Source organism: Undibacterium sp. Ji42W (assembly GCF_049340405.1).
Taxonomy (GTDB): Bacteria; Pseudomonadota; Gammaproteobacteria; order Burkholderiales; family Burkholderiaceae_D; genus Undibacterium.
The window spans coordinates 1-21,357 of record NZ_JBMPOV010000016.1; the positions used below are offsets into that span (position 1 = coordinate 1).

General features: G+C 49.4%; 15 protein-coding genes and 1 riboswitch. Of the genes, 12 read left to right on the forward strand and 3 right to left on the reverse strand.

Annotation, left to right across the window (positions count from 1 at the left end; translation table 11 throughout):
* Positions 1 to 745: 745 nt before the first annotated feature.
* The 6 genes from ACO0LG_RS26465 (at position 746) to ACO0LG_RS26490 (ending at position 7,489) form a co-directional block, all read left to right on the forward strand.
* The gene (locus ACO0LG_RS26465) at positions 746 to 1,330 is read left to right on the forward strand and encodes a GspH/FimT family pseudopilin (RefSeq protein ID WP_423031090.1); all 585 of its coding nucleotides are present in this window, start codon (positions 746 to 748) and stop codon (positions 1,328 to 1,330) included.
* A gap of 14 nt (positions 1,331 to 1,344) precedes the next feature.
* On the forward strand, positions 1,345 to 1,881 hold the full coding sequence (gene pilV, locus ACO0LG_RS26470) for a type IV pilus modification protein PilV (RefSeq protein ID WP_423031092.1): 537 nt from the start codon (positions 1,345 to 1,347) through the stop codon (positions 1,879 to 1,881).
* An 11-nt stretch (positions 1,882 to 1,892) separates the two neighbouring features.
* Positions 1,893 to 2,843 (forward strand): PilW family protein, encoded by a 951-nt coding sequence (locus ACO0LG_RS26475; RefSeq protein WP_423031094.1) that lies wholly within the window; start codon positions 1,893 to 1,895, stop codon positions 2,841 to 2,843.
* Positions 2,840 to 3,415 carry a pilus assembly PilX family protein gene (locus ACO0LG_RS26480; RefSeq protein WP_423031096.1) on the forward strand — a complete coding sequence of 192 codons (576 nt, stop codon included), beginning with the start codon at positions 2,840 to 2,842 and terminating at the stop codon, positions 3,413 to 3,415. The genes ACO0LG_RS26475 and ACO0LG_RS26480 overlap by 4 nt, the downstream gene beginning before the upstream one ends.
* Positions 3,416 to 3,541: 126 nt before the next feature.
* Positions 3,542 to 7,021 (forward strand): pilus assembly protein, encoded by a 3,480-nt coding sequence (locus tag ACO0LG_RS26485; protein WP_423031098.1) that lies wholly within the window; start codon positions 3,542 to 3,544, stop codon positions 7,019 to 7,021.
* Between the two features lie 18 nt (positions 7,022 to 7,039).
* Positions 7,040 to 7,489 (forward strand): type IV pilin protein, encoded by a 450-nt coding sequence (locus ACO0LG_RS26490; RefSeq protein ID WP_423031100.1) that lies wholly within the window; start codon positions 7,040 to 7,042, stop codon positions 7,487 to 7,489.
* A gap of 23 nt (positions 7,490 to 7,512) precedes the next feature.
* On the opposite strand, the gene nrdR is transcribed toward ACO0LG_RS26490, so the two are convergent.
* A complete protein-coding gene (nrdR, locus tag ACO0LG_RS26495) occupies positions 7,513 to 7,965 on the reverse strand; it encodes a transcriptional regulator NrdR (RefSeq protein ID WP_110257305.1) in 453 nt (150 codons plus the stop codon).
* Positions 7,966 to 8,106: 141 nt separating this feature from the next.
* Positions 8,107 to 9,357, reverse strand: a complete 1,251-nt coding sequence (gene glyA, locus ACO0LG_RS26500) for a serine hydroxymethyltransferase (RefSeq protein ID WP_423031103.1) — start codon at positions 9,355 to 9,357, stop codon at positions 8,107 to 8,109.
* Positions 9,358 to 9,446: 89 nt separating this feature from the next.
* Positions 9,447 to 9,583: riboswitch (ZMP/ZTP riboswitch) on the reverse strand.
* A 198-nt stretch (positions 9,584 to 9,781) separates the two neighbouring features.
* Here glyA and ACO0LG_RS26505 point away from each other — a divergent pair.
* The 6 genes from ACO0LG_RS26505 to ACO0LG_RS26530 all read left to right on the forward strand — a co-directional run bounded on the left by ACO0LG_RS26505 (position 9,782) and on the right by ACO0LG_RS26530 (position 18,372).
* Complete coding sequence (locus tag ACO0LG_RS26505; protein WP_423031105.1) at positions 9,782 to 10,534, forward strand: SDR family NAD(P)-dependent oxidoreductase; 753 nt, start codon at positions 9,782 to 9,784, stop codon at positions 10,532 to 10,534.
* A 154-nt stretch (positions 10,535 to 10,688) separates the two neighbouring features.
* The gene (gene ybgC / locus ACO0LG_RS26510) at positions 10,689 to 11,087 is read left to right on the forward strand and encodes a tol-pal system-associated acyl-CoA thioesterase (protein WP_423031107.1); all 399 of its coding nucleotides are present in this window, start codon (positions 10,689 to 10,691) and stop codon (positions 11,085 to 11,087) included.
* 62 nt (positions 11,088 to 11,149) lie between these two features.
* On the forward strand, positions 11,150 to 11,845 hold the full coding sequence (gene tolQ, locus ACO0LG_RS26515) for a protein TolQ (protein ID WP_423031109.1): 696 nt from the start codon (positions 11,150 to 11,152) through the stop codon (positions 11,843 to 11,845).
* Between the two features lie 15 nt (positions 11,846 to 11,860).
* The gene (locus ACO0LG_RS26520) at positions 11,861 to 12,304 is read left to right on the forward strand and encodes an ExbD/TolR family protein (protein WP_422979529.1); all 444 of its coding nucleotides are present in this window, start codon (positions 11,861 to 11,863) and stop codon (positions 12,302 to 12,304) included.
* Positions 12,305 to 12,419: 115 nt separating this feature from the next.
* The gene (locus ACO0LG_RS26525) at positions 12,420 to 14,204 is read left to right on the forward strand and encodes an autotransporter assembly complex protein TamA (protein WP_423031111.1); all 1,785 of its coding nucleotides are present in this window, start codon (positions 12,420 to 12,422) and stop codon (positions 14,202 to 14,204) included.
* Between the two features lies 1 nt (position 14,205).
* Positions 14,206 to 18,372 carry a translocation/assembly module TamB domain-containing protein gene (locus tag ACO0LG_RS26530; RefSeq protein ID WP_423031113.1) on the forward strand — a complete coding sequence of 1,389 codons (4,167 nt, stop codon included), beginning with the start codon at positions 14,206 to 14,208 and terminating at the stop codon, positions 18,370 to 18,372.
* A gap of 84 nt (positions 18,373 to 18,456) precedes the next feature.
* On the opposite strand, the gene ACO0LG_RS26535 is transcribed toward ACO0LG_RS26530, so the two are convergent.
* The gene (locus tag ACO0LG_RS26535; RefSeq protein ID WP_423031115.1) at positions 18,457 to 21,342 is read right to left on the reverse strand and encodes a M16 family metallopeptidase; all 2,886 of its coding nucleotides are present in this window, start codon (positions 21,340 to 21,342) and stop codon (positions 18,457 to 18,459) included.
* Positions 21,343 to 21,357: the final 15 nt, after the last annotated feature.

Genomic DNA, 21,357 nt, shown 5'->3' on the forward strand with positions numbered 1-21,357 from the left:
GTGAAACGATTACGCGCCAATGATAGTGCTGCAACCAGTGTGAAAGTAGGTTATCGTCAGGCTTTTATTCCGCATCCCCCCGCTTATTCAGTTAAGCGGGGGTTTTGCTTTTGCGCAAACGGAAAAACATGAAACCTCTTCGCCTCTCACCGCAGTAGGGCGCGCCGTGCGCATCAGCCAACGACTGGGCACAGCCTGCGCTGGAGCGACGGATTCGAGGGCAACTCTCGTGTCATCTGAACGGCTTGCTGCCAACATTCTCAGTGCTATTGGTGATTTGCACGACTTGCTGCCAGTAATTCTGGTGAATCTATGCGCTATCGGCATTGAAAATTAAAATGTGTTTTGCTGTCCTTGCGATTCTTTGTATTCTTTGGGCGCGAATATCCACCTTCGGGATAACTAACCTCGAAATCGTCGCTCCTGCGTAGCTGGAGGCTACCAGGCTGGCGCTTCGGCCGCGCTTGTGGATTAACGGAGGCGTCCGCTTGAGGATTTGCACTTGTCTAGTCACTTAATTGAGGCATATTTTGAGTATGCGTTGTGACAAGTTAATGCAAAAATATTAATTCATCGTTCTAAAGTCAAGGCGAAGAAGAAGACTTGCGTGGTATAAACTGATGCCTTCTGTACTGAGGATATGATTTTCAATATCCACTCATCAGTTTAAGCATACCGCTAATCGACTATCTTTTGATTCCAGGATGCAATTACGCATATCATGTCTGAAACTAAGGTGATAAAAATGACCAATCAACATCAAAACCGATCTGAGCGGCAAAGTGGATACACAATCATTGAGGTGATGATTGTTGTTGCCATTCTCGGAATTATTTCAGTATTTGCTGTACCACAGTTTAGAACCATGCTCAGTGGAGGCCGTGTGCGAACTACGACAGATTCACTGTTGCATGATTTGCTCCTGGTAAAGGCTATTGCAAGGGAACGGGGTGGCGGTGTAGTGATCTGCAAGAGTGATAACGCAGAAGCCGCGACACCTGCATGTTCTGCGGTGGCAAGTAATGCATCAGGCAATACTGGCTGGGGAGGTGGCTGGATTGCATTCAAGGATGCAAATAGTGATGGGCAATTTAATGCGGGTGATGATTTGTTGTTTGTTCAACCTGCAACCATGCGGGCTTTTACCGAAGGCTCTGTCGTTCCAAGCCCAAATGTACAGGCGCTGACTTTTAATGCGACAGGGCAAAATATGGGGGGGGCAGTGCAGTTTTACGTGAAAGGCAATGATCCTGATGCAACTCGTGACCGGTATGTATGTGTCGGCATTGGCGGGCGGATACTGGTTTCTAAAACTGCTGCCTGTAATTGAAAATTGAGAACGCCATGAAACAACATAAATTGAATAAGCAGGCTGGTGCGTCGATGGTGGAGATTGTTGTGACGATCATTATCATTGCAATTGGTTTGCTGGGCGTCGCCAGTTTGCAGGCAAATACAATGCGGTACTTGAAAGTTGCCAATCAACGTACCGAAGCTACTCAGGCCGCATATGATTTGAGTGAGCGCATGCGTGCAAATGGTCAGGGTGTCAAAGATCCTATCTCCGGCGCAGCATCATACACTTACACGACAGCCTATGCGACGACGGTGGCAAGTTTGCCTCCCATTCCGACTTGCGGCGGCCCCCGTTGCACTCCTGCTGAGGTTGCTGCCATTGATGTCAATGATTGGCTAAGGGGGCTGTCAAATCGCCTGACTGATGGTGCCGGATATATCGTGCCCGTAGTACCGACAGGGTACGATGTTATCGTCATGTGGAAGGAGGCTAACCTGACTATTGTTGACCCAGCATGTCCTACGGCTACCGCTCCAGCACCTGGTATAGGTGTGCGTTGTTTCACTGTCAGATTTTCGCCATAACTGAGGTAAATATGAAAATGACGAATTTACGCTATCAGCAAGGCCGGACTCTGGTGGAGTTGATGATCTCCCTTGCGATTGGTTTAATTATTATGCTGGCTGTTAGTACTTTGTATGTAACCAATACACAGACGTACAGGGTAACCGATGACAAAGCGCTCATGGAAGAAGATGGCCGTCTGGCTTTGGCTACTATGGCATTCAATTTAAGAATGGCTGGATATGGACAATTAATAAATGGTGCGCCTTCTACGGCCGCGGGTGGTGGTTTGAGTAATTATACTGGCGCAGGCCAGGCGATCGAAGGATGTACAGGCGGCTTCAATTCTGCCACTGCCGTTCCTCCCGTGTGTGCGGGTGGTACCAACCCCGACTCATTTCTGATCCGGTATGTGATTGATGGCCTCAATTCAAACTCCAGCGGCGGCAGTCCAGCAGATTGTTTGGGGCAGGCAGTGACAACAGTGCCTGCGATTGTTGAAAATCGTTTTTATGTTCAGCTAAATCCTGTAACTGGACGCAGAGAACTTTTTTGTGCAGGGAATGGTGGTACGGCACCGGGTGCAACCAATTTTTTACCTGGACAACCTATTGCAGATAATGTTGTTGATATGAAAGTAACCTATGGTTACGATCAGGATGACAATCAATCTGTTGATGGCTTTTATACTGCGGCGCAGTTGACAGATCCCGCAACGACTGTACCCATGCCAGACTATCAAGTTAAGGATCCAGATAGGGTCCCCGATGAAACCTGGGCACTTATGTCAAACCGCTTTTTTAAAGTACTTTCTGCGAGGGTTTGTATAGTGATGCGATCTGCTAACGACAACATTACGCCAACAGCACAAAAATATCGTGACTGTAGCGGCAATCTTGTCACGGCGACTGACAAAAGATTATATGCAGCTTTTTCTAGTGTCATTTCTTTGCGTGGCCGTACGAATGGGAGAACTTTATGATAAGAAATTACTCATCGCAACGTGGATTTGTGATGCTTACTTCCATGATTTTTCTTCTGGTCCTGACGATGCTGGCGATCACTGCGGTGAGACGTGCTACTCAGGAAGAGCGATTTGCGCGCAGTATCAGGGAGCAGAATCTTGCATTTCAAGCTGCAGAAACTGCTTTACGATATTGTCAAAAAGATTTTGAGTTAACCAATAAAGGTGGTGTGTTGCCAGCTGGGCTGGATAGGACTGTGAATAACATTCCCGTCAATTTATATGTACAGGCCAGCAATCTTAACCCTCCGCCAGTACTTTGGGCAACGAAGGCAAACTGGGCGACTAAAGGTTATCGCTTACCGGCAAACACTGTTCCAAATGTGACTAATCAACCGGAATGCATGATTGAAGAATGGTTCGTACCAATACCTGGGAATAATGCCTCATTTTCAGGTAATGCATCAAATGAGGGTACCAATGACCTTCGTCACATGATGAACTATGTCATTACTGCCAGAGGGGAGGGTAGTTCAAACCTTTCAGTGATCTGGTTGCAAGTGACTTTATACATTGGTTCCGCAACATAAACTGTGTTTTGTAATGCACAACCTGTCAATTTACAGTGTGGGGGCTTTGCCAAACATTGATGCATTAGTCCAATGGTATGGTAAATGGCTACTGGCAGCAGAAGAATGAACATTCAGGGGAAGACCATGAAGAAAATAAATAAACCGCTAATTGCTTGCATGATTGGCTCGTTGATGGGGCAATTGATTGTCCCTGGCTTGGCATACGCCACCATATCGAATGCGCCACCATTGGTGAAACCCAATGTGCCACCTAACATTTTTTATACTCTGGATGATTCTGGCTCCATGATGTGGGAAATGATGCCTGACGATATTCCCAGAACTGGTAACGGTGATGTTACAGGAACAGGCTACGATGATTATTGTGGAGGTTGCTGGGTAACTAACGTATTTCCTAAGCCGGCGAATTTATATAATGTCGGTGGGGCAGGTGATTACGGTATCCAGAACACAATTGTTGTTGGGTTTAACAATAACATTACGGTAGCGCGCTGGCGTTCGTCAGATGTCAATAAGGCTTATTACGACCCTAAGGTTTTTTATCAGCCCTGGGCTGATCCCAATGGCGGGATTATGCCAGCTGCTGTTCCTACCGCAGCCCTCTATAATCCGGTGGCACCAAATGGAGGTACAAACACCAATACGATTAATTTGACAATTAATCAGACATTTCCTGCTGGCGTGTATGGATGGCTGAACGATGCTGCTAATGCATATGATACCAACTCAAGAACCATTTTTCCGGCTCTATACTACGTCTACAAAGGTACCGGTGGTTGTAATCTTTCAACATTAACCTGTTTTGACCGCTATGAAATCAAAGCCGGGACGACATTTCCTGCGAAGGCGCCAACCCGTACAGATTGTCTTGGTAGCGCATGCACCGTAGCGGAGGAGATGCAAAACTTTGCCAATTGGTTTCAATATCATCGTTCACGTATTTTGACTGCGCGTGGTGGCAGTGGACAGGCTTTTTCCAAGCAAAATTCTACGATCAGGGTTGGATTCGGTACTATTAATACGAATGGCACTGTCATCAACAAAGTCTCAAATGACTTCAGCGCCACCAATAAGACCAATTTCTTGAATACTTTGTACAAGCAAAGAATGCCGGCCGCTGGTACATCCTTGCGCAAGGCCGTGGATGATATAGGCCAATATTTCAAAGACACCTCAAACACTGGCCCATGGCAAACTGTGTCAGGTTCTGGTGCTACTTCTACGCAACTTACTTGCCGTCAAAATTACAATATCTTGATGACGGATGGTTACTGGAACGGGTCAGCTGCAGGTGGCGGCCGCAATGGCAATTATGATGGCACCAACGGCCCAACAATGACCAGACCAGATGGATCAACATATCAATATACAGCCGCCAAACCGTACACCGATACTTTTAGCAATACGTTGGCTGATATAGCTTTTTATTATTGGGTGAATGATTTACGTCCAGACTGGACCGCAGCGAAGAAAAATGTGCCGACCACAGGTGCTGATCCTGCTTTTTGGCAACATCTGACGCAGTTCACGGTGGGTTTGGGTGTCAAAGGCACGCTGGATCCAATCAATGATTTACCCGCCCTGACGAGCGGTGCCAAAGTGTGGCCAGATGGTTCAACCAATCAGATTGATGATTTGTGGCATGCCGCTGTTAATTCCCGTGGTAAGTATTTTAGTGCATCCAATCCTACGGAGTTTGCAGCAGCACTTGATTCTTCTTTAAACACGATAGCAGAACGTGTCGGCGATGCTGCCGCTGTTGGCACATCCAGCAATACGGTACGCGCAGGTAGTAGTATCTTTACCTCGACTTACCGCACGTCTGACTGGTCAGGTCAATTGGTGCAAAGATTGTTGGATGATAATGGTGCCATTACAGGTCCTGGCTGGACTGCGACGACTCCCGTTTTCTCCACCAGACAAAATAATGTATTTACCTATATTGATCCGGCCATAAAAGGTAAAGTCTTTAATTACACTAATCTTGCACTTACGGACAAAGCTTATTTTGATACAGAGGCAGCTACTTATCCTGCTACCACCGTCACTGGAGCCAATATAGTCGATTACATTATAGGCGGCCCTGATTTGAGTCGTCTTCGCCCACGTACTGTTCCATTTGGTGATTTTGTAAATTCTGCTCCTCAATACATCAAAGAAGGTGATGACGGTGGCTATAGTTATATGCCAACTGGCACACCTGGCAAAGGTACATATGGCGCCTATTTGTTGAGTAAGTATAATCGTACTCCCATGGTATACATAGGTTCAAACGATGGCATGTTACATGCGCTGAACGGGACCACCGGCGTAGAGGAGTTTGCTTATATTCCTAAAGCAGTTATGAGCAATTTGCCATTGCTGTCGCGCACAACCTATGGACACAGGTTTTATGTTGATGGTACACCTGCAATAGGCGACTACTATGATGGTGGTTGGAAGACTGCTCTGGTTGGCACGACTGGCGCTGGTGGCAGAGCTGTTTACGCCATGGATGTCACAGTACCTACTCGCCCTACCTTTAATGAAGGCAAGATTTTGTGGGAAGTTAATTCTGTAACGCAACCTGAATTAGGATACACCATTGGTACTCCGCAAATCGGACGGATGCCAAATGGTGATTGGGTTGCCGTCTTGGGGAACGGCTATGAAAGCAATTCTAAAAAGGCCATGTTGTTCATCATTCGTCTGAGTGATGGCGTGGTTACCAAAATAGATACTGGTGTGGGAAATGCAACCACACCTAATGGACTGGCCACGCCAAAATTGATTGTTGGCTCTGATGCTACTATTAAAGCGATCTTTGCTGGTGATTTGCTGGGTAATTTGTGGAAGTTTGATGTAACAAACTCAGGTACTACAGTGGCATTTTCAGGGACACCTTTATTTCAGGCAAAAATTGGCGGCGTTCCACAGCCAATCACAGTCCAGCCTGATATGATTCCACACAGTAAAGGTGGAATGATGCTGCTGTTTGGAACAGGAAAAATTTACGAAACTGAAGATGCTTTGAATACTGACGTTCAATCTTTGTATGGCGTGTGGGATCAAACTGGTGTAGCTAGTGTCAGTTCTCCAACCTCCATATCAAGTAGTCAATCTGCCTTGCAAAAACGAACCTTGAGCTGGTCTGGTTCCAGTGCTTACACGGTCAGTAATGAAACGATTGACTGGACAAGTAAACGTGGCTGGTACATGGATTTAAACTTGAGTACAGGTGAACGTCTGACCATCGATCCGCAAATATTCTTTGATGAGATAGTTTTTACCACTATTATTCCGGCCAGTGCGGTAGATACTTGTTCTTCAGACGGTAAATCAACAACATTTATTTTGAATGCCGTGAACGGTAATGTTTTCCCTTACCCTACGTTTGATACGACTGGCGATAACAAAGTGACTTCTGCAGATGCGATTATTGCAGGTAAGCAGGGTGGTCTTACCTTCGGATCTACGTTGTTGAAAAATGGTCCTTCGGCAATTATTTATCAACCGGTATCGTCTGGTGCGGGTTTATCCGGTAACGGAATAAATCCCACAGCTATTGCTCCAAGTTACAACCCGACCAGACGTATCTGGAAACAGATATTGCGTACTGATTAATATCATAGAGGTGATCAAGTGCTAATTAAGAAATCGGAAGCGGGCTTTACCCTGATAGAAATATTGATCGTTGTGGTTATTTTGGGGATATTGGCCGCAATCTCTGTCCCCGCATATACCGATAATGTCAAGCGTAGCCGACGTGCGGATGCGCGTTCTGTGTTAACGCAAAATTCGCAATTCATGCAGAGCTTCATGACTGCGAATGATCGTTATGACAAGATGCGTGATAACACGCCGGTCGCCCTGCCTATGCTGGTGAGCCCGGTTGGTGCTACTGGCAGTAATATTGACTACGACATCAGTTTTGTTGCTGCTCCTACTGCGACCGCTTTTAGTATTCAAGCAGTACCAAGAGCGGGCGGTCGTATGAATGGCGATGCATGTGGTAGTTATATCATCAACCAAGTCGGTGCCAGGTCGAATGCCAGTAACACCTTATCTACGGATACTTGCTGGACGAAGTAAAAAAGTCAGGAAGAGCGCTCGTACTAGCTCTTCCTGACCTCTTGTATAGCCTCGGCAAACTCGGATACATCTTCAAAGCTCTTATAGACAGAAGCGAAGCGGATGTAGGCGATTTTGTCGAGGCGTTTCAATTCGCGCATGACCAGTTCACCCAGGTGACCGGACATGACTTCGCGCTCTCCGCTGGACAATAATTTTTCTTCTATTCTTTGTATTGCAGTCTCGACAGCTTCGGCTGATACCGGGCGCTTGCGCAGGGCCAGCATCAGACTGGCGCGTAATTTGGCGGTTTCATATTCTGTGCGGCTGCCGTTTTTCTTGACGATCACAGGCATCACCAGTTCTATACGCTCATAGGTGGTAAAACGTTTGTCACAGTCGGCACAGCGGCGTCGGCGGCGTATGACATTGCCTTCTTCTGAAACGCGGGTGTCGATGACCTGGGTGTCATCGTTGTGGCAAAAAGGGCATTTCATGACGTATAGTGCTCCAATGGTTTTTATAATTGATTTTATAATTTGATGATACAAAAAAGCCACTCAAGCGAGTGGCTTTTTATTGTGCTGCCTGATACTTAAGCCTTGCTACAGTTGAATCTCTTAAGCTTGATGAATCTATTACGCTTGATAAACTGGGAATGCATTTGTCAATTGTTTGACTTCAGCTTTCACGCGTTCTATCGTCGCTGCATCATGCGGGTTATCGAGTACGTCGGCAATCAGGTTACCCACTTTAATCGCTTGTTCTTCCTTGAAACCACGGGTAGTAAAAGCCGGACTACCGAGACGGATACCGGACGTGACCATCGGTTTTTGCGGATCATTCGGGATGCCGTTCTTGTTGCAAGTCATATGGGCAGAACCTAGTATGGCTTCGGCTTCCTTGCCTGTCAAACCTTTAGGGCGCAGATCGACCAGCATGACGTGCGATTCAGTACGGCCAGAAACGATACGCAGGCCGCGCGCAGTCAAGGTATTTGCCAGCGCAGCAGCGTTCTTGACGACTTGTTCCTGGTAAGCCTTGAATTCTGGTGTCAGTGCTTCTTTGAAAGCAACTGCCTTACCAGCGATAACATGCATCAAGGGGCCACCTTGCAAGCCAGGGAAGATCGCAGAATTGATCTTCTTGGCGATTGCTTCATCATTCGTCAAGATGATACCGCCACGAGGGCCGCGCAGGCTCTTATGGGTAGTCGATGTGACAACGTCAGCGAAAGGCACAGGGTTAGGATACGCACCTGCCGCGATCAGGCCAGCATAATGGGCCATATCGACCATGAAATAAGCGCCGATTTCTTTGGCGATTTTGGAGAAGCGTTCAAAGTCGATGCGCAGGGCAAATGCAGATGCGCCGGCGATGATCAACTTTGGCTTGGTTTCACGCGCCAGTTTTTCCATGGCGTCGTAGTCGATATCTTCTTCTGCATTCAGGCCGTAAGAAACAACGTTGAACCATTTGCCAGACATATTCAAAGGCATGCCGTGCGTCAGGTGACCACCTTCAGCCAGGCTCATGCCCATGATAGTGTCGCCCGGGTTCAGCAAGGCAAAGAAGACGCCCTGGTTGGCTTGGGAGCCTGAGTTAGGCTGTACATTGGCGAAATTGGCATTGAACAATTGTTTCAGGCGGTCGATGGCCAGTTGCTCGACAACGTCTACATGCTCGCAACCACCGTAGTAGCGCTTGCCTGGGTAGCCTTCAGCATATTTGTTGGTCAACTGGGAGCCTTGGGCTTCCATGACTGCTGGGGAGCAATAGTTTTCAGAGGCGATCAACTCGATATGCTCTTGTTGACGGACGTTTTCTTTTTGTATCGTAGCAAACAGTTCTGGATCTACGTTGGCGAGGGTATGATTTTTTGCAAACATGGCGGTTCCTGATTATTCCTGTTAATAAACAATGATTGTTGTTAATGAGGTGTCTGAAACGGATAGGGGCAGCCTCATTGCTCTTACCATCAGGCTACCCAGGCGCACGGCTGGAGTCAGATAGACTCCGAAATCTCACGCTTCCCGATGGATCTCCATCTTGGGCCAGGATGCTTGCCCGTCTAACAGGGCAGATATGGCCACTTCGCCAGTCACATGAGATGAAATGGTCTGAGGATTTTACGTGATGCCGTTTGAATGGGCAAGTGCCAGCAGTGTTATAGTAAAAATTAATTTTCACACAAGTATTGCCTTGAAATTTTTAGCTTCCCGATATTGGATAGCAAAACCACTTAAAATAGTATGCTTCAGAGCTGCAAACGTCAGCTAGGCAAATTACCCACAAAAATTGAAGGAATTCAGCATGATCGTCTTGATTACAGGTGCAAGTTCAGGTTTTGGTGAAGAAATGGCACGCAAATTTGTCCGCGAAGGTCATAAAGTCATTGCTGCAGCACGCCGCACAGACAGACTGAGCGCCTTGAAAGCAGAGCTTGGCACTGCCTTGTTGCCAGTCACGCTGGATGTGACCAGCAAAGACTCCATCAAACAGGCTTTGGCTGGATTAAGCGTTGAATGGAAGAATATCGATGTGCTGGTCAACAATGCTGGTTTGGCATTGGGCACAGAGCCAGCCCATCTGGCCTCCCAGGATGAATGGGACACCATGATAGATACCAATACCAAGGGCCTGGTGACAGTCACCAGAGCCATCTTGCCAGACATGGTGGCACGCGGCACTGGTACGGTCATCAATATAGGTTCAGTGGCTGGTGAGACGCCTTATCCAGGCGGCAATGTCTATGGTGCTACCAAGGCTTTTGTAGATCAGTTCACCCGCAACTTGCGCGCTGATCTGGTTGGCACTGGTGTGCGGGCTACCAATATTGCTCCTGGCCTTTGTGGTGGTACTGAGTTTTCCAATGTGCGTTTCCGTGGCAATGATGATGCTGCCGCCAAGGTCTATGAAGGCACGGTGCCATTGACGGCTGTTGATATCGCTGAAACAGCCTACTGGATCGCCACTTTGCCTGCGCATGTGAATATCAACCACATAGAAATGATGCCTACTTGCCAAGGCTACGGACCTCTGGTCATCAAGCGCACCACGGCATAATCCTCAAGCAATTTCTGGGATCGCTGATTTGCTCTGCTTGCTGCCAATTTATAGTGGCAGCAAGCGCTGCTTGAATGCGGCACGCACATTATTGAGCTGGCTTTGAGTGACAAAGAGTAAATATACGCACTGAATAGCTGGTAAAGTTTATACTATGAAAACAGAATTTGTATGGCCGGTCAGGGTCTACTATGAAGATACTGATGCCGGTGGCATCGTTTTTTATGCGAATTACCTGAAGTTTTTTGAACGTGCCCGCACCGAGTGGCTCAGGGCTGCAGGGATCAACCAGCAGCAAATGGCAGATGAGCATGGCTTGATGTTTGTCGTCAAAGCTACCGCAGTCGAGTATCATGCACCCGCCAGGCTGGATGATGAACTAAGACTCACCGTCGTGGTCGAAAAGCTGGGCAGGGCATCTGTACAGTTTGTACAAGAGGCCTGGTGTGGCCAGCGTTTGCTGGCCTCTGGCAAGATCAAGGTGGGCTGCGTCAGCAAGGCAGAAGTCAGGCCAGCGGCGATACCTGCTGAAGTGCTCGCAAAGATAGGCTGAGATTATTTTTATTTTAGGGCCGCAGCAATGCGCCCAGTGTTTTGTTTTTGAATTGATTCAATATGACTGTTACCCAAGACCTCTCATTTTTAAGTCTGATCACCAATGCGTCGATACTGGTGCAACTAGTCATGGCACTGTTGTTAGGTGTGTCGCTGACGAGTTGGACTTACATCTTCAGTAAAATGTTCGCCATCAAAAAAGCGCGCGGGCAAACTGAAGAATTTGAACGCAATTTCTGGTCTGGTGGCAACCTGGTTGATCTGTATGCTGCTGCGACCAACAGCCGCCGTACTGGCCGCGACACCAGTGGTGCGCTTGAGCGTATCTTCGAAGCCGGCATGAGCGAATACCACAAGGTAAAGACAGCCAATAAATCAACGCTGGATGCTACTGCCATGCTTGACGGTGCGCGCCGCGCCATGCGTGCGTCCTACCAGCGTGAGATGGATTTGCTGGAGTCACACCTGTCCTTCCTTGCTTCTGTGGGTTCGGTTTCGCCTTACATAGGCTTGTTTGGCACTGTCTGGGGCATCATGAATTCTTTCCGCGGTCTCGCGAATGTGCAGCAAGCCACACTGGCTGCTGTTGCCCCAGGTATTGCAGAGGCGCTCATCGCTACCGCAATAGGGCTGTTTGCCGCGATTCCTGCCGTGCTGGCGTATAACCGTTACTCTCACGATATAGACAGGCTGGCGATACGCTTTGAAACTTTTATCGAGGAATTCTCCAACATTCTCCAGCGTCAGTCACGCTAGGAAGAGTGAGATAGCATGAGTACCCTGCGTGGCGAACGTAAACGCAAATTCAAGGCAGAAATCAACGTCGTTCCATATATCGACGTGATGCTGGTGTTGCTGGTGATTTTCATGGTGTGTGCACCGATGACCAATCCCAGTGTCATCAACCTGCCTACTGCCGGGCAATCTACCCAGCCGCCTTCGGATTACATAGAAATCACTTTGCGACCTGATGCGGCTTCAACCATCAGCATCAATAGCAAAGCGGGCAACAATGGCAACAACCGCCAGGAAAGCAAGGAAGAAGCCAAAGACCGCAAGCAACTGATGCAAAAACTGCGTGAATACCATGACGCCAAGCCAGAGTTATCTGTGCTGGTGTCTGCCGATAAGGGCATCATCTATGACGAGGTCATACAAGTGATTTCAGAAGCAAAAAAACTGGGTATCAATCGCGTTGGTCTGGCGACCAAGTGAGTTTTTGCAGATGCAGATAAAACTGCGCCCTCTATTGCTATTATTCTGTGCTGCCGGTTTATGCGGTGCAGGCTTGGTGAGAGCGCAGCAGTCAGCCCAAACTGAAGCCCCGTCTGTGCAATCTGCTCCAACTGCTCCAGCTGCTGCATCTGCTCCACCTGTGCCAATGCCTGAGGCAGACAACGAAGCAGTTTCCACCACCAGCAGTGGCCGCTTGCAACTGGTCGCAGCCAAATCACACTGGGCTGATTTGCTAAGGGAACATATCCCTGAATTTGCCAGCAATACCGAAGCCCAGAATATTACGCCTGCACTGATCAAGAGATTACGCCTGGATATCAGCAATATCCTCACTACTGAAGGCTATTTCTCGCCGCAAATCCAGTTTGATAATCCTGATCAGGCTCTAGCGCCAGCCTCCACAAACAAAATCATCCATGTGACTGTAGAGGCAGGTCAGCGCACCATTATTGAAAATGTGTCTGTGAAGGTGCAGGGCCCCATGGCAGACGCGATTGACGCTGGCGACAAGGCTGTCACCAAAAGGCGACGGACTCTTCAGGAAGACTGGGGCCTGGCAGTCGGCCAGCCATTTCGTGATGCTGACTGGAGCGATTCCAAAAACCATCTGCTGGAGAGCCTGCGCTCAGATGCCTATGCTTCAGCGAGCATGACTTCCAGTGAGGCAAAAATTGACGCTGACCAGCATAGTGGCATTCTGCAAGTAGAGGTCGATAGCGGCCCGGTATTTACGCTTGGAGACTTACGTGTTACTGGTTTGCAGCGTTACCCCTCCTGGCTCATAGAGCGTTATCAGGCGCCTAAAAAAGGAGAGGTCTATTCACGTTCTCGTTTGCTGGATTTCCAGCGTTCCTTGCAAAACTCCGCTTACTTTGCCACTGTCGCTGTCGGTATAGACCCTGATCCAGAAAAAGCCGAGGCCGTACCCGTGGATGTGACCGTGGTAGAGCGCCAGGCCCGGGACCTGAGCTTTGGCCTGGGTTACAGCACCAATACCGGTTACCGCAGCGAAGTTGCTTACCGTGACCGTAACATACTTGACCAGGCCTGGGATTTACGTACTGCCGTCAGGCTGGAGCAGCGCAGGCAATTGGGATATGCCGATATTTACCTGCCACCGCGTGAAAGCAAATTCCTCGATTCTTTTGGTGTGCTGGTGGAGCGCGAAAATATCGCCGGTGTGCGCTCCAGCCGTTACGCTCTCGGCATCAAGCGCACTAGTACGCGCGGGCATCTCGAACAACGGCTGGGTTTGAATATCGTCAGGGAAAAAATTTCTTCTGATGGCGAAGCAGAAGAAATCAACAAGGCACTGGTTGCCAGCATAGGCTGGACCTGGCGTGATGTTGATCAGCCTTTTGATCCACGTAGCGGGCAGATTTTGCAATTTGATCTTGCCGCGTCTGAAAAAGCGTTGCTGTCTGACCAGCGCTTCATACGCAGCTATGCCAAATATCAGCGCTGGATACCCGTACGCAAAACAGACACCGTGATTTTGCGCGCAGAGCTTGGCGCAGTTTTTTCCAAAGACGAAGAGGGCATTCCTGAGGACTACCTGTTCCGTACCGGCGGCAGCACGACAGTGCGTGGCTATGGCTATCAAACCCTGGGCATACAGCACATAGGCAGCACACGCGGTGGCCGCGTACTGGCAACTGCCAGTGCTGAATATGTGCATTGGTTGAATTCTTCCTGGGGCGCTGCAACTTTTGTTGATGTGGGCAATGCCGCCGACAATTTCCGTGAATTGAATTTAAAGCAGGCCATCGGCGTAGGCGCACGTTACAAAACCCCGGCCGGGCCAATCGCACTTGATCTGGCTTATGGTCGCCAGACCAAGAAAGTCCGGCTGGATTTTTCTATTGCGATTGCTTTCTGATATGAGTGAAAACGAAAAAAAACAGACGGAGAAAAATCAGCCCGTTAAAAAAAAGCGACATCATTTGCGCAGGTTAAGCCTGTTCGTCCTCAAGCTGTTTTTTCTATTGATCGTCGTGTCCGGCCTCGTCCTGACCTGGATGTACAAAACTGAGAGTGGCACCAGAACTGCGCTGGCATTGATAGAAAATATCAGTCTTGGCAGCCTCAAGTTCCATGGTGTACAAGGTACTCTGGATGGGGAACTCAAACTCGACGAATTCAGTTTGATATCCCAGGATTTGCATATCAATGGCAGCGCCATCTCCTTGCGCTGGCGGCCGGGCGCTTTATGGCAACGTCAGCTTGATATCACCAGTTTGCAATTAAGCGCTTTGACTATCGCCAGTAGGTCCGGCAAAAAAGCCGCCAGCGTACCGGCTGATATAGGGCTACCCTTTAGCCTGAGTGCGCCAAAGCTGGCACTGGGGCGCTTGCACATCGCTACCCTGGCTGATGATGGCAAACAGCTGGAAACCCTGAAGCTCAGCGCACTGACTGGCAGTTTTTTTTATCAGGACAAATTATACAAAGCGCAAGCCGCACTGAGCAGCCCCTGGGGTAATTTGAAAGGTGAAGCCTCAATGGACAGCCGCACACCTTTCAAATTGGATAGCCACCTGAGCCTGCAAGGCCAGATCCAGGAAGGCATACCACCCGTCATCTTGCAGGGGATAGTTTCTGGCAATCTGCATGATATGCAACTCGCGCTGGAAGCTGCATTGGATGGAGCGGCAGAAAAAAATATACGCAATCAAAACCTGCAAGGACATGCCAGGGGACGTATCGATGCATTTACTGCACCGTATGTGCGCGAGCTGGATATCGATGTCCAACACTTCGACCCGTCCGCCTGGCAGGGAAATTCACCTCATGCAGACTTGCGTATATTGACGAAGTTGAAACCGGTAATGGGTGAGAAAAATGCAGAAAAAAATACTGAAAAAAACGCGCAAAAAATTACTGTATTTGGTTTGACGGGCCCTATCAATATTCAGAATAGTCAGGTTGCCAGCATCAATAAGCAAGGCTTGCCAGTGCAGTCACTGAGCACCAAATTATTCTGGCAAGGCCAGCATCTGAGCCTGACAGACCTGGCAGTGCAATTGGCAGGCAGGGGCAAACTGCAAGGACAGGCCGACGTTAATTGGCAATCGACACAATTGCAGGCTGACCTGAAATTGAACCTCTCCAATATCGACCTGAACCAGATCGACCAGCGGCTGCACGCCAGTAATATCAAGGGCCAGTTTTTTGCGCAGACTGCTAAAGACAAAAGCATCAATCTGCAAGCACAGTTGCAAGATGCCCGCGCCAGCCTGAAAGCAGAAGCCAGTTACCATCCTGAGAAACTGCGACTGGATTTGAACAAGTTTGATCTTCAGGCAGAAGATACACACCTGCAGGGTGCGGGCGACATCAGCTTTGCTGGCAAGCAGGCATTTAACCTCAAAGCCAGCCTCAAAGATTTTGACCCTGCGCGCTGGGTGGCAACACCGGCAGGCCGTTTAAAGGCAGACTTGAGTGCCCGTGGCCAACTGTCACCGCGCCTTGATGTGCAAGTCAATCTGCAACAATTGCAGGGCCAATATGCAGGGCAACCCGTGCAGGCAGCAATGGATGCGCGCTGGCTGCAAGACCAGCAACTACAAGTCAGGCAACTAGAGGCGCATTTTGGTAAAAATACAGTGACAGCACAAGGCAACTGGGGCGGTACTGACGATGTGCTGAAGTTCAATATTGATGCCCAGGATTTGAGTCACCTGAATCCCTTGCTCAGCAATTGGCAACTGGCATTAGGCGGCAACCTGAAGGCAGATGCCGTATTGCGTGGTCGTTTCAACGAGCCTGCAGGCAGTCTGGACGCGCTTGCACAGCAAGTCGTGATCAAGCGTGGCAAGCAGCAATTTACCATTGCGCAGTTAAAGTCCAATCTGAATCTGGCCAACGGTGCCAAAGGTCAATTTGATGGTGAGATCGTAGCCCAGCATCTGGGCGGTGATCTTCCAGCCCTGAGTTCAGCATCTGACAGTCCGGACAAGCTCGCGCAAGTCAGCCTCAAATTGCAGGGCAGGCGTGATGCCCACAAGCTGAGTCTGGAAACCGTCTTCCCTAATAAGCAGGCGCTGAGCCTGGTTGCCAATGGCAGCATGCAGACCAGTGAAAAAAATGACACTGCCTGGTCATGGAGTGGGCAATTGCAGGCCCTGAATTTAAATGGCAAACCGGACTTGCGCTTGCAAAGCGCAGCACCATTGCAGGTATCTGCACAGTCTGTGCGCCTGGGTAGCCTGTCGCTGCAGAGCGCACTGGGCAAGCTGGAACTGGAAGAGCTGGAGTGGACACCTGCCGCACTCAAGACCAAAGGTCAAGTCAGCGATGTGCAGGTGCTGGAAATTGCCAAGCTGTTTTACCCGCAAAATGCAGTCACAGGTAATCTGCGCCTGAATGCGCAATGGAAATTGCAATTGACTGAGCAGGCCCAGGGAGAAATCAAATTGCAACGCCAGAGCGGTGATTTGCGCTTCAATGATCCTGAAGGAACCGGTACTTCAGTCGCCCTGGGTATACGAGATATGCAATTGCAAATGAAGCTGGGGGGCCTTGTCGCCGGTAGTGATAGCGAAAACCTCAGTCTTGATCTGCTTGCTGATGGCAGCCGCCTGGGCCAATGGCAAGCGAAACTCAATTCCCGCTTAAGCAAACAAAACGATGCCTGGACCGTGCTGGCCAGTGCACCGCTCAATGGCCAGGTCACGGCAGCCGTACCTGACTTGCAGTGGCTGGGGCCCTTTATCAATTCCGGGCTGGTACTCAAGGGTAAACTGAACGCCGATGCTCGCTTGTCTGGCACCATAGGCAAGCCTGGCTATCGCGCCAACTTGGCGGGGCGTGAGATGGAGATCGCCTTCGCCTCAGAGGGTTTGTTATTGCCAAACGGCAGCCTGGATGCACAGATAGAAGACAAACATCTGAAACTGACGAATCTGCAATTCTCCAACACCGTCGCCAACATGCCGCGTCATGCGCAGTTCAGGGATGAGAACTGGATAGGCCGCAAAGGTGAGTTCAAGGCCAGTGGTGATATCGACATGGGCAAAGAGACTGGCAGCATACAGGCACAATGGACGCAGTTTCCACTATTGCAGCGTAAGGACCGGTGGTTGCTGGTATCCGGCCAGGCGAATATCGTTGAAGCCAATAATATCTGGAGCCTGACTGGCAAAGTGCTGGCTGACGGCGCCTACTTCAGGTTGCCCAAATTGCCACCGCCCAGCCTCTCCAGTGATGTCGTTGTCATACGCAAGACTGACAAGGCAGTCACTAAGGCAGCAGAATCAGACAACAATAGAAAAGGTCTCAAGACCCGCGTTGATGTCAGCTTCGATATGGGGCCGCGTTTCGTGTTTGTTGGTCGTGGCCTCGATACCGGCCTGGAGGGTAGCCTGCGCCTGCGTTCCAGCGATGGCAGCCCCTTGCAGGCGAACGGGTCCATACGCACCGTCAAGGGCGCGTATGAAGGCTATGGTCAGCAACTGGCGATAGAGCGGGGTATCCTGAACTTCCAGGGGCCTCCATCCAATCCTGGTTTGAATATCCGTGCCTTGCGCAAGGGTTTGCCTGTAGAAGCTGGAGTAGAAGTGGTAGGCACAGTCAGTGCACCGCAAGTCAGGCTGGTGTCAGAACCAGAAGTGCCGGATGCGGAAAAACTCTCATGGCTGGTGCTCGGGCGCGGCTCAGATCAGCTTGCCAGTGGCGATGCATCATTGCTGATGTCGGCAGCGACAGCGATATTTGGAGGTGATGGCAGCCGCAATGTACCGCGCGATATTGTGCAAGGTCTGGGCTTTGATGAATTCTCGATAGGTTCTTCTTCGAATGGATCGGGTAGCCGCCTGCCAGTGCAGACGATTGCCGGCTCAACCGGTACCACCAATGCTACTACCGACCAGGTAGTCAGCGTTGGCAAACGCATCATGCCGGGGCTGGTGTTGTCGGTGGAGCGTGGCTTGTCAGATGCCAGTGGCGGTATCAAGCTAAGCTGGCAACTGACCCGGCGCATCAGCATCACAGGCCGTACCGGTACTGAGTCTGCTGTCGATGTGAATTACACCTTCTCCTTCAATTAAGCCAATCTGAAAGCTAATCTGAAAAAGAAAAAGGGAGAGGCAAGCTGATGGATTCTCTCCCCCACATCTACTAGATAAATTAAATTACTTTGCGTCGTTTTTCTTTTCAGGGTACATGACGATCTGCGCATAGTTCTGGAAGTTGAAATAACGCTGCGCCGCTTCTTTGATCTGCGCCGGTGTAATTGCACGTATGCGTTTTTCCACCGTCAATATAGAATCGGGATCGGTTTTGTAATAGACCGCGCTTTGCAAGTGATTCAGCCAATTTTCATTGCTGCGTAACTCTTGCTGGTGTTCTTTTAGCCAGGATTGTTTGACCTTGTTCAAATCGTCCAGCTGTGGCCCGGATTGCTGTATTTTTTTGATTTCGGCAAACAGGGCAGCAATGACCTTGTCCACATTTTCAGGGCTACATGGCAATTCTGCATCTATGCTGTATCTGTTGGATGGAATACGTTCAAAAGAACCATTCAGGCCGCCGCTGTATATCAGCCCCTGCTTTTCGCGCAGTACATCAATGATCTTCAGATTCAGGATATCCACCATCGCATGAAAGCGCGCATTTTCTTCCCGCGTGTAAGTGGATGTGCCATTGAAGCTAAGCACCACAGTACTTTTTTCTTCATTGCCGGCGTAGACGTCTTTCTTGACGACGCCTTGAACGGGATCGATATGCAAATCCTGATACTCGGTCTTGATATCCGCATGGGGCAAGCTGGCGAGATATGTGGCGATCAATGGCCTGATCTTGTCGATTTCAAAGCTGCCGACAAAAACAAAGTGCAAGTCCTTGGCACTGCCAAAACGGGATTGATAAATTTCCATACTGCGGTCCAGCGAAATCTTGTCAAAATCCTCCACTCTTGCGAGGCGCGGCACGCGTGGATTATCTTTGTAGATTGTCGTGGTAATCGCTTCCGAGAAGATCGCCTCAGGGCGTGCCCAGGTGTTTCTTGCCAATTCCTTCTGTGAGCTGATCAGTGACTGGAACAGTGCTTCATCCTTGCGTGGGCTGGTCAGGCGCAGATACAGCAGCTGTAGCATGGTCTCTATATCGCTGGCACCAGATGCACCACCTATACTTTCAGAATAATTGTCCATGCTGGTGCGCACATTGGCTGATTTGCCTGCCAGCGTTTCCTGCAAATCTTTCTGGCTGAAATTGCCCATGCCCATACCCCAGACGACGGGATTACTGTAGTACACATTAAAGTAATCGGCATCAGAGAACAAAGACATGCCACCTGCGCGGCGTGCAGCCATCAAGACCTGGTCATTCTTGAAATCGGTTTTTTTCAAGGTAACTTTAACGCCATTCGATAAAGTCATCTCCACCAGACCCAGCAGTTTGTTTTCTTTTTCAGAAACAATCTTGCCGGGTGTAGGAAGGGTGCTCATCAAACTGGCGCTGGCCGCTTTTTCTGTACGGGCCTGCAATGGTTTTTGTTCTGCCGTCGCAGTCATCGCCAGCAAATCTGTTTCACTTGGGATAGTTTCGCCAGCCTTGTTCGAGCCCACGTAAAACGCCAGCCTGGTAGTGTCATCTGGCGTTGCATTCCTGGCGAACTGGTTCATTTCTTCCAGTGAAATACCTTCGGCAAATTCCTTGAAATACAGGTATTCATTCTTGATGCCGGGAATAGGTTCATTGGTCAGGAAATTGCGTATGTATTCTGCGGCAAAGGTTGCAGAATTTGATTTGCTGCGCTCATTGAACATGCTTTCATATTCACGCGCTTCAATTTTCTTGGCGCGGTCAAACTCCGCCGCCGTGAAGCCAAATTGACGTATGCTGTTTTTCTCTTGCATCAAGGCATCGAGCGCTGGCTGTATGCCAGCCTGTGACAACATCGCTGTCGAGATAAATGAATCATAGCCAGGCACGACTTGTTCACTGCCGGCAGAAGCACCCAGGAAGGGCGGGTTGGCCTGCTCAGTCAGTGCGCCCAGGCGACGGTTCAGCATGGACTTGTAAAAGCCGGCAATAATATCTTGCCGGTAGTCGGCAATGACATCGTGCGCGGGCTGCTTTACCAGCGGGTAACGCAGCATCAGCAGGTTATTGGTGGCCTCTTTATCGGTAATCACCATGGCCTTGGAGGCAGTGTTCTTCGGTATGTTGATTTGTGGCCTGACGCGGGCAGGCACAGGATTTTGCAAGCCTGAAAAATACTTGCGTATCATCTTCTCCGCTTCTGCCGGTTGCACATCACCGATAACAACCACGGCCATCAGGTCTGGCCTGTACCAATCCTTGTAAAAACGGCGCAGGGCATCATGCTTGAATTGCTTGATGATGTCCTCTTTACCTATGGGCAGGCGTTCTGCATATTTGGAGCCATTGAATACCTCTGGCAAAAACTGGCGCATCATGCGGTCACTGGCACCTTTGCCCAGCCGTGCTTCTTCGAGGATGATGCCGCGTTCCTTGTCGATATCGACATCCTTCATTTCCACGCCTTGCGCCCAGTCAGCCAATACCTGAAAACCTGTTTTCAGGTAGGCTGGCTTGTCGGTGGGAATAGGCAGGATGTAGACAGTCTCATCAAAACTGGTATATGCATTCAGGTCAGCACCAAATTTAACGCCTATGGACTGCAGGTAAGAAATCAGTTGATGCTTTTTAAAATGCTTTGAACCATTAAAAGCCATGTGCTCGGTAAAGTGCGCGAGCCCCTGCTGATCATCATCTTCCAGCACTGAACCTGCTTTCACCACCAGGCGTAACTCCACTTTCTTTTGTGGGCTATCGTTTTTCTGGATATAGTAAGTCAGCCCATTATCCAGCTTGCCCCGTTTCAAATCAGGATTGATGGGGAGTGGGTCATTCAGCCCTATCGCCGCCATTGCAGGCATGCTGAATGGCAGGCTGAACGCCAGCAAGAGAAGGCCGGCTAATGAGCTTTTGCTCAGCCTTTTGGCATAATTGGATGAAGATAAGGCTGAGGTATCGAGGGTATTCGGCATAAATAGCAGCGCGGG

Coding starts and splice junctions, on each gene's coding strand:
- ACO0LG_RS26465 (WP_423031090.1), top strand. CDS start 746: ATGACCAATCAACATCAAAACCGATCTGAGCGGCAAAGTGGATACACA.
- pilV (WP_423031092.1), top strand. CDS start 1,345: ATGAAACAACATAAATTGAATAAGCAGGCTGGTGCGTCGATGGTGGAG.
- ACO0LG_RS26475 (WP_423031094.1), top strand. CDS start 1,893: ATGAAAATGACGAATTTACGCTATCAGCAAGGCCGGACTCTGGTGGAG.
- ACO0LG_RS26480 (WP_423031096.1), top strand. CDS start 2,840: ATGATAAGAAATTACTCATCGCAACGTGGATTTGTGATGCTTACTTCC.
- ACO0LG_RS26485 (WP_423031098.1), top strand. CDS start 3,542: ATGAAGAAAATAAATAAACCGCTAATTGCTTGCATGATTGGCTCGTTG.
- nrdR (WP_110257305.1), bottom strand. CDS start 7,965: ATGAAATGCCCTTTTTGCCACAACGATGACACCCAGGTCATCGACACC.
- glyA (WP_423031103.1), bottom strand. CDS start 9,357: ATGTTTGCAAAAAATCATACCCTCGCCAACGTAGATCCAGAACTGTTT.
- ACO0LG_RS26505 (WP_423031105.1), top strand. CDS start 9,782: ATGATCGTCTTGATTACAGGTGCAAGTTCAGGTTTTGGTGAAGAAATG.
- ybgC (WP_423031107.1), top strand. CDS start 10,689: ATGAAAACAGAATTTGTATGGCCGGTCAGGGTCTACTATGAAGATACT.
- tolQ (WP_423031109.1), top strand. CDS start 11,150: ATGACTGTTACCCAAGACCTCTCATTTTTAAGTCTGATCACCAATGCG.
- ACO0LG_RS26520 (WP_422979529.1), top strand. CDS start 11,861: ATGAGTACCCTGCGTGGCGAACGTAAACGCAAATTCAAGGCAGAAATC.
- ACO0LG_RS26530 (WP_423031113.1), top strand. CDS start 14,206: ATGAGTGAAAACGAAAAAAAACAGACGGAGAAAAATCAGCCCGTTAAA.
- ACO0LG_RS26535 (WP_423031115.1), bottom strand. CDS start 21,342: ATGCCGAATACCCTCGATACCTCAGCCTTATCTTCATCCAATTATGCC.